The organism is Roseixanthobacter pseudopolyaromaticivorans (assembly GCF_043195145.2).
In the GTDB taxonomy this organism is placed as follows: domain Bacteria; phylum Pseudomonadota; class Alphaproteobacteria; order Rhizobiales; family Xanthobacteraceae; genus NCEH01.
Genome location: NZ_CM195539.1, coordinates 4,473,536 through 4,489,848 on the forward strand (window position 1 = coordinate 4,473,536; position 16,313 = coordinate 4,489,848).

At 68.7% G+C, this 16,313-nt stretch carries 14 protein-coding genes; 3 read left to right on the forward strand and 11 right to left on the reverse strand.

From position 1 onward, the window contains the following. The first annotated feature begins 109 nt into the window (after positions 1–109). Positions 110–505, forward strand: a complete 396-nt coding sequence (locus V5F68_RS20860; protein ID WP_394015477.1) for a response regulator transcription factor — start codon at positions 110–112, stop codon at positions 503–505. A 129-nt stretch (positions 506–634) separates the two neighbouring features. Beyond that, positions 635–3,304 carry a bifunctional acetate--CoA ligase family protein/GNAT family N-acetyltransferase gene (locus V5F68_RS20865; RefSeq protein ID WP_394015476.1) on the forward strand — a complete coding sequence of 890 codons (2,670 nt, stop codon included), beginning with the start codon at positions 635–637 and terminating at the stop codon, positions 3,302–3,304. 39 nt (positions 3,305–3,343) lie between these two features. On the opposite strand, the gene V5F68_RS20870 is transcribed toward V5F68_RS20865, so the two are convergent. The 5 genes from V5F68_RS20870 to argH all read right to left on the reverse strand — a co-directional run bounded on the left by V5F68_RS20870 (position 3,344) and on the right by argH (position 7,798). After that, on the reverse strand, positions 3,344–3,760 hold the full coding sequence (locus tag V5F68_RS20870) for a hypothetical protein (RefSeq protein WP_394015475.1): 417 nt from the start codon (positions 3,758–3,760) through the stop codon (positions 3,344–3,346). Between the two features lie 64 nt (positions 3,761–3,824). Next, positions 3,825–5,093, reverse strand: a complete 1,269-nt coding sequence (gene lysA / locus V5F68_RS20875; RefSeq protein ID WP_394015474.1) for a diaminopimelate decarboxylase — start codon at positions 5,091–5,093, stop codon at positions 3,825–3,827. Positions 5,094–5,109: 16 nt separating this feature from the next. Next, positions 5,110–5,511 (reverse strand): LPS translocon maturation chaperone LptM, encoded by a 402-nt coding sequence (lptM, locus tag V5F68_RS20880; protein WP_394015473.1) that lies wholly within the window; start codon positions 5,509–5,511, stop codon positions 5,110–5,112. Positions 5,512–5,665: 154 nt separating this feature from the next. Beyond that, on the reverse strand, positions 5,666–6,337 hold the full coding sequence (gene bluB, locus V5F68_RS20885) for a 5,6-dimethylbenzimidazole synthase (RefSeq protein WP_394015472.1): 672 nt from the start codon (positions 6,335–6,337) through the stop codon (positions 5,666–5,668). Between the two features lie 63 nt (positions 6,338–6,400). Next, positions 6,401–7,798 (reverse strand): argininosuccinate lyase, encoded by a 1,398-nt coding sequence (gene argH, locus V5F68_RS20890; RefSeq protein ID WP_394015471.1) that lies wholly within the window; start codon positions 7,796–7,798, stop codon positions 6,401–6,403. 15 nt (positions 7,799–7,813) lie between these two features. On the opposite strand from argH, the gene tlpA reads away from it, so the two are divergent. Beyond that, entirely contained in the window at positions 7,814–8,587 is a 774-nt protein-coding gene (gene tlpA, locus V5F68_RS20895) for a thiol:disulfide interchange protein TlpA (RefSeq protein WP_394015470.1), read from the forward strand. A gap of 47 nt (positions 8,588–8,634) precedes the next feature. Here the strand turns inward: tlpA and V5F68_RS20900 are convergent, their stop codons facing one another. The 6 genes from V5F68_RS20900 to V5F68_RS20925 form a co-directional block, all read right to left on the reverse strand. Further along, positions 8,635–9,846 (reverse strand): serine hydrolase domain-containing protein, encoded by a 1,212-nt coding sequence (locus V5F68_RS20900; RefSeq protein WP_394015469.1) that lies wholly within the window; start codon positions 9,844–9,846, stop codon positions 8,635–8,637. A gap of 137 nt (positions 9,847–9,983) precedes the next feature. Further along, positions 9,984–10,865: a 3-hydroxybutyryl-CoA dehydrogenase gene (locus V5F68_RS20905; protein ID WP_394015468.1), complete on the reverse strand. Its 882-nt coding sequence runs from the start codon at positions 10,863–10,865 to the stop codon at positions 9,984–9,986. A 113-nt stretch (positions 10,866–10,978) separates the two neighbouring features. Further along, positions 10,979–11,923, reverse strand: a complete 945-nt coding sequence (locus V5F68_RS20910; protein WP_394015467.1) for an electron transfer flavoprotein subunit alpha/FixB family protein — start codon at positions 11,921–11,923, stop codon at positions 10,979–10,981. After that, the gene (locus V5F68_RS20915; RefSeq protein ID WP_394015466.1) at positions 11,923–12,672 is read right to left on the reverse strand and encodes an electron transfer flavoprotein subunit beta/FixA family protein; all 750 of its coding nucleotides are present in this window, start codon (positions 12,670–12,672) and stop codon (positions 11,923–11,925) included. Before V5F68_RS20915 ends, V5F68_RS20910 begins: the two co-directional genes overlap by 1 nt. A gap of 175 nt (positions 12,673–12,847) precedes the next feature. Beyond that, positions 12,848–14,374: an HlyD family type I secretion periplasmic adaptor subunit gene (locus V5F68_RS20920; RefSeq protein ID WP_394015465.1), complete on the reverse strand. Its 1,527-nt coding sequence runs from the start codon at positions 14,372–14,374 to the stop codon at positions 12,848–12,850. Between the two features lie 10 nt (positions 14,375–14,384). After that, the gene (locus V5F68_RS20925) at positions 14,385–16,154 is read right to left on the reverse strand and encodes a type I secretion system permease/ATPase (protein ID WP_394015464.1); all 1,770 of its coding nucleotides are present in this window, start codon (positions 16,152–16,154) and stop codon (positions 14,385–14,387) included. Positions 16,155–16,313 lie beyond the last annotated feature (159 nt).

The following is a 16,313-nucleotide window of genomic DNA, read 5'->3' on the forward strand; positions in this document are numbered from 1 at the left end:
CTCAAGGCCCTTGAGCCGCCATACCGAATACTTCACCCGCCGACAGTGCGAGGTACGGGCCCGTCGCCGCGGCTGACGAGTCTCATGGAAGAGGCGCATAGCGGTGTTGATGGCCGGTGAAAACCAGGACATGCGGGTCGTTCCCGGCAATGTGGTTCTGCTCGTGGACGACGATCCGGCGATCCGCAGTTCGCTGAAGTTCGCGTTGGAGCTGGAAGGCTTCGATGTGCGCACCTTCGCTGGACCGGAGGAGATTCTGGCCGCCGACCTGCCGAGCCGCGGCTGCATCGTCGTGGATTATTACCTGCCGGGCCAGGACGGCCTGGAGCTGCTGGGCAAGCTGAAGGCCCGTCACGTCTCCCTTCCCGCCATTCTCATCACCACCAACCCCGCCGACAACGTGCGGCGCCGCGCCTCCTCGGCCGGTGTCGCGATCATCGAAAAACCGCTGCTGAGCAATGCCTTGAGCGATGCGGTGCGCGAAAGCCTCGCCCGCGGCGCCTGACGCCGCATCGCAATCTGGAGCCGCACAGTCCAAACCCGCACGCGCCGTCTCCCGGTCGTCGCGGGAATGCGTCATGATCGGCGCGAACGTCCATCGCTCTGTCCGCGTTCCTGCCCAAAGGTCCCGCCCATGACGATGCGCAATCTCGACGCCCTGTTCGCGCCCGCCGCCATCGCGCTGGTGGGCGCCAGCAGCCGGGCCGGATCGATCGGCACGGTCATCGCCCGCAATCTGTTCGAGGCCGGCTTCAACGGGCCGATCCTCACCGTGAAGGCCGGCGAGCGGGCGATCCGCTCCTCGCTCAATTATCCCACCATCGAGGCGCTGCCGATCCCGGTGGACCTTGCCGTCATCGTCGCCCCGCCGAGCAAGGTGCCGCAGGCGATCGCCGACCTCGGTGCCAAGGGCTGCCGCGCCGCCATCATCACCACCGCCGGCTATGACGTGGCCGACGGAATCTATGATGCCGCGCTGCGCCAGCAGGTGCTGGACGCGGCCAAGCCGCATCTGCTGCGCCTCATCGGCCCGAACAGCCTCGGCTTCATCTCCACCGGCCCGCGCATCAATGCCAGCTTCGCCCATCTGATGCCGGCGCGCGGCCATATCGCCTTCGTCAGCCAGTCCGGCGCCATGGCGACCGCCGTGCTGGACTGGGCCCATGCGCGCGGGCTGGGCTTTTCCCACGTCATATCGCTGGGCGAGAAGGCGGACGTGGATTTCGGCGACCTGCTGGACTATCTGGCGCTGGACAATTCCACCCGCGCCATCCTGCTCTATGTGGAATGCCTGACGGACGCGCGCAAATTCATGTCGGCGGGCCGCATCGCCGCGCGCTCCAAGCCGGTCATCGTCATCAAGGCCGGGCGCAGCGCGGCGGGGGCGCAGGCCGCGCTCTCCCACACCGGCGCGCTCGCCGGCTCCGACATGGTCTATGACGCCGCCTTCCGCCGCGCCGGCATGCTGCGGGTGCACGAATTGCGGGAATTGTTCGAGGCGGTCTCCACCCTCTCCTCGGGCATCCGCCTGCGGGGCGAACGGGTGGGCGTGCTCACCAACAGCGCGGGCGCCGGCATCATCGCCACCGACACGCTGGAGGACATGCCCGGCCAATTGGGCACGCTCGACCCGAAGACCCTGGCGAAGCTCGACGCCTGCCTGCCGCGCGCCTGGTCCCATGCCAATCCGGTGAACATCGGCGCCGATGCCGACGGCAAGCGCTATGCCGACGCCCTCGCCGTTCTGATGGAGAACGAGGGCACCGACGCGACGCTGGTGCTCAACAGCCCCAATGCGGTGGCCGACAGCGGCCAGGCGGCGGAAGCGGTGATCGCCGCCCTCGCCCTGCGCCCCCGCGCGCCGGTGCTGACCTGCTGGATGGGCGAAAGCGCGGTCGCCGATGCCCGCCGCAGCTTCACCGCGCACCGCGTGCCGACCTACGAGACCCCGGACGAAGCGGTGCGCGCGTTTGCCCATCTGGTCTCCTACCAGCGCAACCAGACCCTGCTGATGGAAACCCCGCCGGCCCGCTCGTTCGACGAGCCGGATCGCACCAAGGCGCAGGACGTGATCCAGCAGGCGATCGCCGAGGGCCGCTCGACGCTGAGCGAGTTCGAGGCGAAGGCGGTGCTCGCCGCCTACGACATTCCCATCGTGGAAACCCGCATCGCCCGCGACCCCGCCGAGGCCGGGCGCATCGCCGCCGAAATGGGCGGCGTGCTGGTGCTGAAGATCCTGTCCCACGACGTGCTGCATAAATCCGACGTGGGCGGCGTGCGGCTCGACCTGCACGGGCCGAAGGCGGTGGAGGAAGCGGCGCGCGATATGCTGGCGACGCTGGAGACCCGCATGCCCGGCGCGCGCGTGGAGGGCTTCACCGTCCAGCCCATGATCCGCCGGCCCAATGCGCAGGAGCTGATCGCCGGCATCGCGAACGATCCCACCTTCGGCCCCGTGGTGCTGTTCGGCCAGGGCGGGCTCGCGGTGGAGGTGATCGCCGACCGGGCCGTCGCCCTGCCGCCGCTCAACGGCGTGCTGGCGCTGGAAATGATCGGCCGCACGCGGGTCTCCAAGCTGCTCGCCGGTTACCGCGATCATCCGCCCGTGGATCTCGAGGCGGTAGCCGCCACCCTGGTGAAGATTTCCGATCTGCTGGGCGACCTGCCACAGATCGCCGAGCTGGATATCAACCCGCTGCTGGCGGACGAGCACGGGGTGATCGCGCTCGACGCGCGCATCGTCGTGCATCCCACCGAGGGGGTGGGCACCGAGCGCTTCGCCATCAAGCCCTTCCCCACCGGCCTGGTGCGCGAAATCGAGCTTCCCGACGGGTTGGTACTGGATCTGCGGCCGATCCGGCCCGAGGACGAGCCGGGCATCGTCGACATCGTGCGCCGTTCCGATCCGCGCGACGTGCGCATGCGGTTTCTCGGCTCGCTGAAGGACTTTCCCCACCTGCTGGCGGCGCGCCTCTCGCAGATCGACTACGACCGGGAAATGGCCCTGGTGGCGGTGGACAAGGACGGCGGCTTTCGCGGCGTGGTGCGCATCATTTCCGACCCGGACAACGAGACCGCGGAATACGCCATCATGGTGCGCTCGGACATGAAGGGCAAAGGACTGGGCTATCGGCTGATGAACGAGATCATCGCCTATGGCCGCCAGCGCGGCCTCAAGAGGATCTATGGCGACGTGCTGCGGGAGAATCTGCCCATGATGCACATGGCGCAGGACCTCGGCTTCGTCGCGAAGACCGGCGAGGACTATACCGTGATGCGCGTGGAGCTGGACCTGAAGGCGTGAGGCGGCGGTCTTTGCTTTCGCCCGCCCCCTCGCCCCGCTTCAGATCGCCAGGGCGGTGAGCACCGCTGCGCCTGCCGCCATGGCCAGCACGATCAGGCTCCACATGGCCCAGGTGGGATGCAGCCGCGTGCCGGCACGCGGGTCTTCGCCGCTGAGAAACGGCGTCAGCGGATCGCCCGCTTCGGGTGAAGTCGGCGTAAACACGGGCGGATGGGGACGGATGGTGGTCGGGGTAACGCCCGCCGCCTCGTCATCTGTTCCGAGCGGCGCAGCCGCGGGACCGAACGAGGGATCGGTGGTGAAGGACCGCAGCGCCCGCTCCTCGCTCGGCGTCAGGGCGAAACCGCTCCGCACGGCGGCCGGCCGCGACGCGCCGGCGTCCGCCTCGCTGCGGCTGTCGCGCGGGCGTTCGCTACGGCTCGGGCGTGGATCATCGTGAAATCTGGGCGGGTGCATGAGCGTCTCCTTTCGTCAGGAGCAACCCCGTGCACACCAGCCTGTTCCGCTTTTCCCTACAGACTCAGACGAACCATTGCGGCTGACGATCCAGCGCAATCAGAGCCTCGGCCGAAACGCGCGGCCGCACCACGGCATATTCGCCGCCCCGCACCAGGATCTCGGGGATCAGCGGACGGGTGTTGTAGGTGCCCGCCTGCACCGCGCCATAGGCGCCGGCGGTCATCACCGCCAGCAGGTCGCCGGCCTTCAATTCCGGCAGCGCGCGGTTGAGGGCGAGATAATCGCCGGTCTCGCACACCGGCCCCACCACGTCCGCCACCAGGGTCGGCGCGCCGGCGGCGGGCTGCACCACCGGCAGGATGTCATGATGGGCGTCGTAGAGCGTGGGGCGGATGAGATCGTTCATGGCCGCGTCCACGATCACGAAGGTCTTGCCCTCGCCCTGCTTCACATAGAGCACGCGGGTGACGAGGATGCCGGCATTGGCCACGATCATGCGGCCCATCTCGAAGATCAGCGGCAGCTTGAGGTCGCCCAGCGCGCGGTTCACCGCTGCCGCATAGGCATCGGGAGCCGGGGGCACGGGGTCGCTCGCCGCATAGGGCACACCGAGCCCGCCGCCGAGATCGAGATGGCGCAGTGTGTGTCCGGCGCCGATCAGGTCGCGCGCCAGCTCCGCCAGCAGCAGGATGGCATTCTCGAACGGCGCCATGTCGGTGATCTGGCTGCCGATGTGCATGTCCACGCCGGCGATGCGGATGCCCGGCAGGCGCGCGGCCTCCTCATACACCGCGCGGGCGGTGGAAATGGGAATGCCGAACTTGTTCTCCGACTTGCCGGTGGAGATCTTGGCGTGGGTCTTGGCATCCACGTCCGGATTGACCCGCAGCGACACCGGGGCGATGACGCCGCGCGCGGTCGCCACCTGCGAAAGCTGCTCCAGCTCCGGCTCGCTTTCCACGTTGAAGCACTTGATGCCGGCATCAAGCCCATCGGCCATTTCCTGGCGGGTCTTGCCGACGCCGGAAAACACGATGCGCTCTGCCGGCACGCCGGCCGCGAGCGCGCGCTTCAATTCCCCGCCGGAGACGATGTCCGCCCCCGCGCCGAGCCGGGCGAGCGTGGAAATCACCGCCTGGTTGGAATTGGCCTTCAGCGCATAGCACAGCAGCATGTCGCGGCCCGAAAAGGCCTGCGTGAACACGCGATAGTGCCGCTCCAGCGTCGCGGTGGAATAGCAATAGAAGGGTGTGCCGACGCCGTGGGCGAGCGCGGTAAGATCGACGTCCTCCGCCTGGAGGCGGCCGTCGCGATAGTCGAAATGATGCATGGCGGCTCCGGGCGCGTCAGAGCAGCCCGTCCAGGATGAAGGGACGTTTGGCGATATTGGGAGTCTGCGTCACCGGACGGGACACCGAATCGCCGGGGGTGTTGGGGGCGACATAGGCATTGCCCGAGGCCGCGCGCGCATCGGCACTGCCCGGCTGGGCGGTGTTGGTGGACATGATGTCGTCGGTCGTCACCAAGCCGGCGGTATTATCGGCCGAGCCCTGGGGCGCGGTCGAGGCAGGGCCATTGGCGGTCGTGCTGGGTGCCGTATTGGGCGTCGTGCTGCCGGCGGCCGCAGCCTTCTGGCCCGGCGGGGTCGGCGGCTTGGTGCCGGGCGGCTCCAGCGGACCCTTCACGCCGCAGCCGGCGAGCGCCAAGGCAAACAGGAAAGCCAGGGAGACAGGCAAGCGATGCGACACGGCGAGGCCATCCAAGAAAATTCGACGCCACTATAGCGAGGGATGCGCCAAAGGCGAGCCCCGCGCGCGGCGGCCCCTCTCTCTACCGCACCGCAACGCCGCTGTCGCGCGGGAGTGCGGCGCGGGCGACACACATCCCGCCGGGCTCGGCCGCTCAGCGCTGAAGGACGAAGCCTTCCGGCGGGTGGCGGTGCTCCCAATGGCGGGTCTCCAGCTCCGGCACCGCGCTCTCGACGCGCGGATAGCCGAGGCAGAAATAGCCGATGAAGCGCCAGTGGGGTGGAACGTCCATGAGTTCGCCCATGCGCTCGGGTGGCAGGATCGAGACCCAGCCGAGACCGATGCCCTCCGCCCGCGCCGCGAGCCACAGCGTCTGCACCGCCATCACCGCCGAATAATCCAGCGTCTCCGGCATGGTGAGCCGGCCGAGCCCGTGGCCCTGGGCGGTCTCGCGATCGGCGAACAAAGCGAAATGCACCGGCGCGTCGTCGAGCCCCGCCAGCTTGAGCCGCGCATAGGCGGCGCTTTTGTCCGCCGACTGGCTGGCGAGCGCTTGGGCGTTGCAGCTTTCGAAACAGGCGCGCACCGCCGCCCGGCGCGCCGGATCGTCCACCAGCACGAAGCGCCAGGGCTCGCTCAGGCCCACGGAGGGCGAAAGGCAGGCCATCTGCAGCAGCCGCGCCAGGGTGCCGTCGGGCAGCGGATCAGTGCGGAAGTGCCGCACATCCCGCCGCCAGGCCAGCAGATCATGCAGCCGCGCGCGGAACGCGGCATCGAAACAGGGCGCGGGGTCCGCGCCGCCGTTGGTCCCTTCGTGCGCGACCATGGGTGCCTCCCTCCCTGCCGCCTTCGCCCGCCGTTTTCGGCGGTGCGATCCTGTTCGGCCGCCTCAGGCCTTGGCCGCCTCCGCCTGCAGGCGCTTCAGCCAGCGCTTGGCCTGCGCGCGCACCCGGCTCGGCGCGGTGCCGCCGTAGGATACGCGGCTCTGCACCGAGCGGGTGACGGACAATACGCTGAACACATCCTGCGTGATGCGGCCATCCACGCTTTGCATGTCCTCCAGCGACAGCCGGTGCAGGCCGATCCCGCGATCGGACGCGAGCGCGACGATGCGCCCGGTCACATGGTGCGCCTCGCGGAATGGCAGGCCGGCCGCACGCACCAGCCAGTCCGCAAGATCCGTGGCGGTGGAATAGCCCTGCCCGGCGGCGCTCTTCATGCGCGCCACGTCGGGCTCGATGTCGCGCACCATGCCGGCGGTCGCGGCGACCACCAGGGAGAGCGCCGAGAAGGTGTCGAACGCGCCTTCCTTGTCTTCCTGCATGTCCTTGGCATAAGCGAGCGGCAGGCCCTTCATCACCACCAGCAGCCCGGTGAGCGCGCCGATGATGCGGCCCGCCTTGGCGCGCACCAGCTCGGCCGCATCCGGATTGCGCTTCTGCGGCATGATCGAGGAGCCGGTGGTGAATTTATCCGACAGCCGGATCAGCGCGAACGCCGGCGAGGTCCAGATCACCACCTCCTCGGCGAACCGCGAGAGATGCACGGCGCAGATGGCGGCGGCGGAGAGCGTCTCCAGCACGAAATCGCGGTCCGACACCGCGTCCAACGAATTCGCCGTCGGCCGGTCGAAGCCGAGCGCCTTGGCCGTCATGTCCCGGTCGATGGGAAAGGACGTGCCGGCCAGCGCCGCCGAGCCGAGCGGGCATTCGTTCAGCCGCGCGCGGGCATCGCGCAGCCGGCCGCGATCGCGCGACAGCATCTCCACATAGGCCATCAGATGATGGCCGTAGGTCACCGGCTGGGCGGTCTGCAGATGGGTGAAGCCGGGCATGACGGTCGCCGCATGGGCCAGCGCCTTTTCCGACAGCGCCAGCTGCAGGTCCGCCATCTGCGCGTCGAGCGCGTCCACCGTGTCGCGCACGTAGAGGCGGAAGTCGGTGGCGACCTGGTCGTTGCGCGAGCGCGCGGTATGCAGGCGCCCCGCGCTCGGGCCGATCATGTCGGCGAGGCGCTGCTCCACATTCATATGGATGTCTTCAAGGTCGCGCCGGAAGGTGAATTTGCCCGCCTCGATCTCTGACAGGATCGTGTCTAGACCGTCCTGGATCTTCTCGACATCCTCGCCCGCGACGATGCCCTGCGTCGCCAGCATGGTGGCATGGGCCTTGGAACCGGCGATATCCTGGGCGAAAAGACGCTGGTCGAAGCCGATGGAGGCGTTGATCTCCTCCATGATCGCATCGGGGCCCGTGGAGAAGCGCCCGCCCCACATCTTGTTGCTCATGACGGATCTCCGCTGATGACCGAGCCGACCTTGCCGCCCTCCCCCGCCGAACACCGCGCCGGCCCCGCCCGTGGCGGCAAAGGGCGCATGCTGGCTGTGGTGGCAGGAGCGGCACTTGCGGGCGCCGTGGCCGGCGCGCTCGCCCTATACGGGATGAATGCCCTTCCCGGCAATGCACCCGCGGTCACGGCCGCTTCATCGCCGACGAATTCACAGGCTGCCCCGGCCGCCGAGAGCGCCAGTTCGGCCCGCGATCCCGCCTGCGCCCCGGCGGTGGAAGCGGCGAAGCGTCTTTCCCCTTTGGCCAAGGGTGAGATCGCCGCCTTTACGCTGGCCACCGAGCCGCGCCGCCTGCCGCCGCTCTCCTTCGCCGACGGCACCGGCACGCCGAAGACCCTGGCGGATTTCAAGGGCAAGACGCTCCTGGTCAATCTGTGGGCCACCTGGTGCGTGCCATGCCGCAAGGAAATGCCCGCCCTCGACCGGCTGGAGCAGAGCCTGGGCGGGGCCAATTTCCAGGTGGTGGCGATCAATCTCGACACCCGCGACGCCGAGAAGCCGAAGGCGTTCCTGAAGGAGATCGGCATCTCCAACCTAGCCTTCTATGCCGATTCCGGCACCAAGACCTTCCAGGCCCTGCGCGCCGTGGGGCGCGGCTTCGGCCTGCCCACCACCTTGCTGGTGGATGCCCAGGGCTGCGAACTCGGCTATCTCGCCGGCCCGGCCGAATGGGCGAGCGAGGATGCCCAGCACCTGCTCAAGAGCGCGCTCGGGGGCGGCCAGGGCTGAGGTTTCGGCGCCCACCCTCGCAGGTTGCGCCCTCGGCAGCTGGCGCTTCAAACCCCCAGCAGCAGCTTCATGGCCCGCACGCCAATGGGGGTTGCGGACGGGCCGTTGCAGAGCACAAACACCCCTTCGCCCGAGGGCTTGCCGCTGCCCTGCCAGGCGGAAAAGCCCATCCAGGCGGTGAAGCCGGCCACCCCGCCGTCCTTGGTGAGCACCGTGACGCGCCCGCGCGGCGCCGTCGCATCGGCGCGGAACCAGCCATAGGCGGTGCGCGAGGCGCGTCCCCCGGCGCAAGCGGAGGCGGAGAAATCCGCCCCTTGCTGATAGGCGAGCGCGGGATCTGAGAGCCCGCCCTTCGCGAGGCCCATGTTCAGCCGCAGATAGGCCAGCATGTCCGCCCCCGTGCTGACGATGCCCCCGGCGCCCACCGCCAGTGCATGGGTCGGCCGATAGGACGCGTCGCGCGGCAGGGCCTGCCATTGCTTGGTATAGCCGAGCGGCAAGCGGGCCTTCATACCGGGCCGGAACCAGCCCGTGTCACCGGCGCCGAAGCTCGCGCAATAGTCCCCGAGGCGGCGGTCATAGCGCTCGGCGAAGCCGTCCGCATCGGCACCCGCGATCCCCGTTCCGGCCATGGCGAGCAGCGCCCAGCCGAGGTTCGAATAGGCATAGCAGGCGCCCTGCTCCATGGGCGGGTTGTAGGTGGAGAGGAAGTCGAACAGGGTCTGGAAGCCAGCCATGGTGCGCGGCGGATAGGCGCCGCCCTGGTTGTCCTGCGGCAGGCCCGGGCGATAGGTGGCGAGATTGGCGAGGCGCAGCCCCTCCACCGCCGGGGACAGGCGCGCGCTACCGCCGAGCCAGGTGCCGAGCGTGCCCTCAAACGGGCCATGGCGCTTGAAGTGCAGGCTGGAGGTGAAGACCTTCGAAATCGAGCCGATCTCGAACGGCGTCTTCGCGTCGAGGGCGAGCGGCTGGCCCAGCGGATTGGTGAGGTCCGCGCCCCCGGCGAAGAGCAAGCGCCCCTGCCCTTGTGGATCCACCACGCCGAGCACCAGCGCCAGCCGCGCCGCCCGCAGCATCCGGGCGCGCGCGCATTCGGTATCGATCAGGGCCTGGAATGGGTCCGCGCTAGCGGGCGGGAGGTTTGCGGTGGGGGCGGCCGCGCCCCCGAGGGGCTGGGCTGATGCCCCGCGCGCCCCGAGGGCCGACGTCAGCCCGCCCATCGCAAGCCCGCCCAGGACAATCGCGCGCCGTGTCAGCATCCGCCGCTCCCCCGACCTTCGCGCCCAGGCAAGGCCCGGTTTGCGGCGAGATCAGGGACGGCGGCGCGTGAACACGCAAACGGGAACGAAGGGCGCAGCGCGACGGCGCACCATACGCGAGGGAAGCGGCGCCCGCCTCAGCGGGTGGGAACCGGCTTCTCGCCGCGATAATCGTAGAAGCCACGCTGCGTCTTGCGGCCGAGCCAGCCGGCTTCGACATATTTCACCAGCAGCGGGCACGGGCGATACTTGCTGTCGGCAAGCCCCTCGTGCAGCACCTGCATGATGGCGAGGCAGGTGTCGAGGCCGATGAAATCCGCCAGCTGCAGCGGGCCCATGGGATGGTTGGCGCCGAGCTTCATGGCCCGGTCGATGGCATCCACGGAGCCGACGCCCTCATAGAGGGTGTAGATAGCTTCGTTGATCATGGGCAACAGGATGCGGTTGACGATGAAGGCGGGGAAATCCTCCGCCACCGCATAGGTCTTGTGCAGCCGGGTGACGAACTGCTTCGCGCTCTCGAAGGTGTCGTCGTCGGTGGCGATGCCGCGCACCAGTTCCACCAGCTCCATCAGCGGCACCGGATTCATGAAATGAATGCCGATGAAGCGCTCGGGCCGGTCGGTCGAGGCGGCGAGGCGGGTGATGGAGATGGACGAGGTGTTGGACGAGATGAGCGCATCCGGCCGCAGCACCGGGCAGAGATCGGCGAGGATCTTGCGCTTCACGTCCTCGCGCTCAGTGGCGGATTCGATCACGAGGTCGCATTCGGCCAGGCCATCCATGGTCGGGGCGCCGACGATGCGCTGGAGCGCATCCTGGCGCGCCTGCTCGGTCACGGTGCCCTTGGAGACCTGCTTGGCCATGTTGCCGTTGATCGTGGCAAGCCCGGAACGGATGCGGTCCGGGTCGGCATCGCTCAGCGCCACGTCATAGCCTGCGAGCGCGCAGACATGGGCGATGCCGTTGCCCATCTGGCCGGCGCCGATGATCCCGACCTTCTTGATCTCGAGCGGCATGATGCTCTCGTCTTTCCGATATTGGGGGCCGAGATGGCCCCGGCCGGCGCCGAGCCGGGTGGACCGACGCCGCATGGGGATGTGCCCGGCTTCGATGGGCGCCGGGCGGGCCCTCAGCCCTTCGCCTTGGCGATCGCCGCCTGCAGCTCGGGCACGATGGAGAACAGATCGCCCACAAGGCCGTAGTCCGCAACCTGGAAAATAGGCGCTTCCTCGTCCTTGTTGATGGCCACGATGATCTTGGAATCCTTCATGCCCGCCAAGTGCTGAATCGCACCCGAGATGCCCACCGCCACATAAAGTTCGGGCGCGACCACCTTGCCGGTCTGGCCGACCTGCCAGTCGTTCGGGGCATAGCCCGCGTCCACCGCGGCGCGCGAAGCGCCGACCGCCGCGCCCAGCACGTCGGCGAGCGGCTCGATGACCTCGGCGAACTTCTCCTTGGAGCCCACCGCGCGGCCGCCGGAGACGATGATCTTCGCCGCCGTCAGCTCGGGTCGGTCGGAAGCGGCGATGGCCTCGTCCACGAACGAAGATACGCCCGGATTTTCCGCCGCGCCGATGCTCTCGACGCTGGCCGAGCCACCCTCGGGCGTGGCGCCGAACGAGGCGGTGCGCACGGTGATGACCTTCTTGGCGTCGGCCGCCTGCACGGTCTGGATGGCGTTGCCGGCATAGATCGGCCGCTCGAACGTGTCGGGCGAAACCACCTTCACGATGTCCGATACCTGCATCACGTCCAGCAGCGCGGCGACGCGCGGCAGCACGTTCTTGGCCACCGAGGTGGAGGGGCCGACAATCGCGTCATAGGCCGGGGCGAGCGAGACGATCAGCGCCGCCAGCGGCTCGGCGAGGCGGTGCGCATAGCTATCGCCATCGGCGAGCAGCACCTTCTCGACACCCGAAAGCTTGGCGGCGGCTTCCGCCACCGCGGCGGCGTTCTGGCCGGCGACCAGGATGTGCACCGGGCCGCCCAAAGCGGCGGCGGCGGTCAGGGCCTTAGCGGTGGCGCCGTTGAGAACCGAATTGTCGTGTTCGGCGAGCAGCAAAGTCGTCATCAGATCACCCCCGCCTCATCCTTGAGCTTCGTCACCAGTTCGGCCACCGAACCCACCTTCACCCCGGCCTTGCGGCCGGCCGGCTCGGCGGTGTTCAGCACCTTCAGGCGCGGCGCCACGTCCACGCCATAGGCGTCGGGCGTCTTCTCATCGATGGGCTTCTTCTTCGCCTTCATGATGTTGGGCAGCGAGGCATAGCGCGGCTCGTTCAACCGCAGGTCGGTGGTCACGATGGCCGGCAGTGCCAGCTTCACGGTCTGCAGGCCGCCGTCGATCTCGCGCGTCACCAGGGCCGCGCCCTCTTCCAGCACCACCTTGGAAGCGAACGTGCCCTGGCCCCAGCCGAGCAGCGCCGCCAGCATCTGGCCGGTCTGGTTCGAATCGTCGTCGATCGCCTGCTTGCCGAGGATCACGAGCTGCGGGGCTTCCTCGCCCACGACGCCTTTGAGGATCTTGGCGACGGCGAGCGGCTCCACCACGCCGTCCACCTTCACCAGGATGCCGCGGTCGGCCCCCATGGCGAGCGCGGTGCGCAGGGTCTCGGTCGCCTGCGCCGGGCCGATGGAAACCACCACCACCTCGGTCGCCTTGCCCGCTTCCTTGAGACGCAGGGCTTCTTCCACCGCGATCTCGTCAAACGGATTCATGGACATCTTGACGTTGGCCAGTTCCACACCGGACCCGTCCGCCTTCACACGGACCTTCACGTTGTAGTCCACCACCCGCTTGACCGGCACCAGGATCTTCATTGTTGAGCGCTCCTCCCGACCCACTTTAAGTGCGGCTGCGGAAAACCTCCCGCGCCGGAGCCATGCGCCGCAAACCACGCAGCGCAGCAAACCTTGGGGCCGGCAACCTAGGAGTGGCCCGAAACCGTGTCAACGCGGAAGCTGGCGCGGGTTTGCACCGCTCCGCGCGCGGCGCTCATTTCTCCCGGAAGGACCGGGTCAGCGCATCGGTGAGGGGGCGCGTCAAATAGCTCATGACGCTGCGTTCCCCGGTGTTGAAAACCACCTCCGCCGGCATGCCGGGGCGCAGCCGCGCCTTCATCTCCTCGGGAATGTCCGTGCTCGCCACAGCCACCACCGCCTGGAAATAGGGCTGGTGGGTGGTCTCGTCGATCAGCCGGTCGGGCGAGACCGTGCGCAGCTCGCCGAGGATGAGCGGCGTGGTGCGCGAATGGAACGCGGGGAAGCGCACCTCCACGCCGGTGACGCCGCCGTGCAGGCGGTCGATGTCGGTGGTCGGCACCTGGGCGTCGACGATCAGATCGTCGTTCTGCGGCACGATCTCGAGCATGGTGTCGCCCGGCCGCACCACGGCGCCGACGGTATAGATCTTCTGGTTGATGTTCTGCACGATGCCCGAGCGCGGGGCGCGGATATCGATGCGGCTCAGCACGTTCTTGGACACGTTGAGCTTCTCGCGCACGTCCGCGATTTTCTGCCGCGTCTCCACGATCTGCCCGGCCACCTCTTCCTGCTGCTTTTGATCCAGCTGCTGGATCTGCATCTTCATTTCGCTGATGGTGTTGGCCGCTTTCGCCGCATCGGCGATGTTGCGGCCCACCGTGCCTTGAAGCCGCGCCTTCTCGCGCTGAAGCTGGGCGACGCGCGGCTTGGAGACCAGACCCTTGTCGTTGAGCTGCTGCACCCCGGCCAGCTCGTCGTCGATATAGAACAATTGCTGGTCGGCGGAGGCGCGCTCGCGGGCGAGCCCGTCGATCTCCGTCTGGCCCTGGACGATCCGGCTGTTGAGGATGGCCGTCTGCCCCTCCAGCGAGGCCTTGCGGTCGCGGAACTGGGCCACCTGGTCGGCCAGGATGGATTTAACCGCCGGTTCCTCGGCGCGGGCGAGCAGTTCCGGCGGGAAGGTGATGGCGCTTGCGTGCTCGCGCTCGGCGGTGAGGCGGGCGTCGTTGGCCAGCAGCGTGTCGAGCTGGGTGCGCAGGGAATCGTAGCTGGACTGCGGATTGGTGGGGTCTAGGCGGAACAGCAGCGCGCCGCGCTCCACGCTCTGTCCGTCCTTGACATGAATCTCCGCGACGATGCCGCCTTCCAGATGCTGCACCACCTGGCGCTTGCTCTCCACCGAGACCACGCCGGAGGCGATCACGGCGCTGTCGATATTGGCCAGCGCCGCCCAGCCGCCGAACACCCCGAAGGTGAGGAAGATCACGCCATAGCCGATGGTCGCCACGCGGCGGAAATCGCTGGAGGCGACCGGCGCCTTCATGCCGTTGTCGGCATCGGCGATTTCGGGCGGCGGTGGCGGCAGGATCACCTCGCGCACGAAGCGCACGCCGCCCGCCCGGAGCACGGCGAGGCGCGCCAGCGCGGTCTGGCCGAGCGGGCTGTCGCCAAGCCGCCGCAGGGCGGCGCCGGAGCGCGCGCGGGCGGTTCCGGCGACGTCTTTCAGGGTCTCGATGGGGCTTTCGGGACGAATGGACATCTGCTTCCCCTCAAGCCCCGGCGGCCTGGCCGCCGATATGCGCCGCCGCGGGGGCATCCGCCGGCTGCACGAGGCGCGGACCGAGCACCTTCGCAAGCACTTCGTCGCGCGGGCCGAACCCGTGCACCACGCCCTCGTTCAGCAGCAGGATATAGTCGCAGAGGCCGAGGCTGTTGGTCTTGTGCGTGACCAGCACCACGGTGCGCCCAGCCTTGCGCAGCGCCTGCACCGCAACCATCAGCGCCTGCTCGCCGGCGGCGTCCAGGCTCGCGTTGGGCTCGTCCAGCACCACCACCGCGGGATTTCCGTAGATGGCGCGGGCGAGCGCGATGCGCTGGCGCTGGCCGCCGGAGAGCGAGGCGCCGCTTTCGCCGATCTCGGTATTATAGCCGCGCGGCAGGCGCTGGATCATCTCGTGCACGCCGGCCATCTGCGCCGCCTGGACGATCTGCGCCTCGTCGCGGGTGGTGAAGCGGGCGATATTGTCGGCGATGGAGCCGGCAAACAGCTCCACATCCTGGGGCAGATAGCCGAGGCAGCGGCCGAGCTGCTCCGGGTCCCAATGGCTGAGGTCGGACCCGTCGAGCCGCACCGCGCCGGCGCTGGCCGGCCACACGCCCACCAGCACGCGGGCGAGGCTCGATTTTCCCGCGGCGCTCGGGCCGATGATGCCGAGCACGGCGCCCGCTGGCACCGCGAACGACACCCCGCGCAGCACCGGCACGTCGCGGCCCGGCGCATGGGCGACCAGGTTTTCCACCTGCAGGGCGCCGGTGGGATCGGGCAGGCGCATGCGGGTGGCGGGGGTCGGCGACATGCGCAGCAGCTCCTGCACCCGGCGGAACGCCGAGCGGGTGGCGACGATGCCCTTCCAATTGCCGATCGCCATCTCGATGGGCTGGATGCAGCGCCCGACGATGATCGAGGCGGCGATCATCATGCCCGGCGAGATTTCCCGGTTGATGGCGAGATAGGCGCCGAGCCCGAGGATCAGGCTCTGCATGAACATGCGGTTGAACTTGGTGGCCGCCATCAGGAACGCCGCCCGGTCGGAAGCCAGCGCCTGCCAGCCGAGCGCGGCGCCGCGATGGGTGATCCAGCGCTCGCGCAATTGCCGCACCATGCCCATGGCCTGGAGCACCTCGGCATTGCGGAAGGTGGTGGTAGCCTCATTATTGGCGCTGATGTTGGCCTTGGTCGCCCGGTCGAGGATCGGCCGCGTCACCTTGTCGTTGGCGAAGGCGAGCACGCCGGAGATCACGCAGCTGAGCACCGCCAGAACGCCGTACCAGGGATGCAGCAGGGTGGCGAAGATGATGTAGATCGGCACCCAGGGCACATCGCAGCAGGAAATCAGGCCCGGCCCGGCGAAGAATTCGCGCACCGTGTCCACGTCCCGCAGCGCCTGCACATGGCTGGGCGAGGGCCGCCGCAGGGAGGCGCGCTGCACAGCGTCGAACGCCTCTTCCTTGATGCTCTCGTCGAACTTCGCCCCGGCGCGCACCAGCAATTGCGTGCGCAGCGCCTCAAGCGCGGCGGCGACCATGTAGAGGATGGCGACGATGACGGTGAGCAAAACCAGGGTTTGCAGATTGCGGCTCGCCAGCACGCGGTCATAGACCTGCATCATGTAAAGCGAGCCGGTGAGCCCGAGAATATTGATGAAGAAGCTGAAAACCACGACGGTCCACAGGGCTGGGCGGGCGGCGTGCAGCGCATGGTCGAGCGCGGTCGGCGCTGATGGAAGCGATGGACGCGCGGCTGCGAGCGACTGGACCATGGACCCCCCGGACCCCCCGACGCCCCACACGGGGACGCACGCTTTGACCGGCCCGCGGACCGGTTTTCTCTTGTCGCCATCCAACGCCCCCTTGGCAAGAGGCGAAAGTGTTGTGCCGGCTTCACTCTAGTAGTGGAGCGGCGAAGCGGCGAGCGCTTT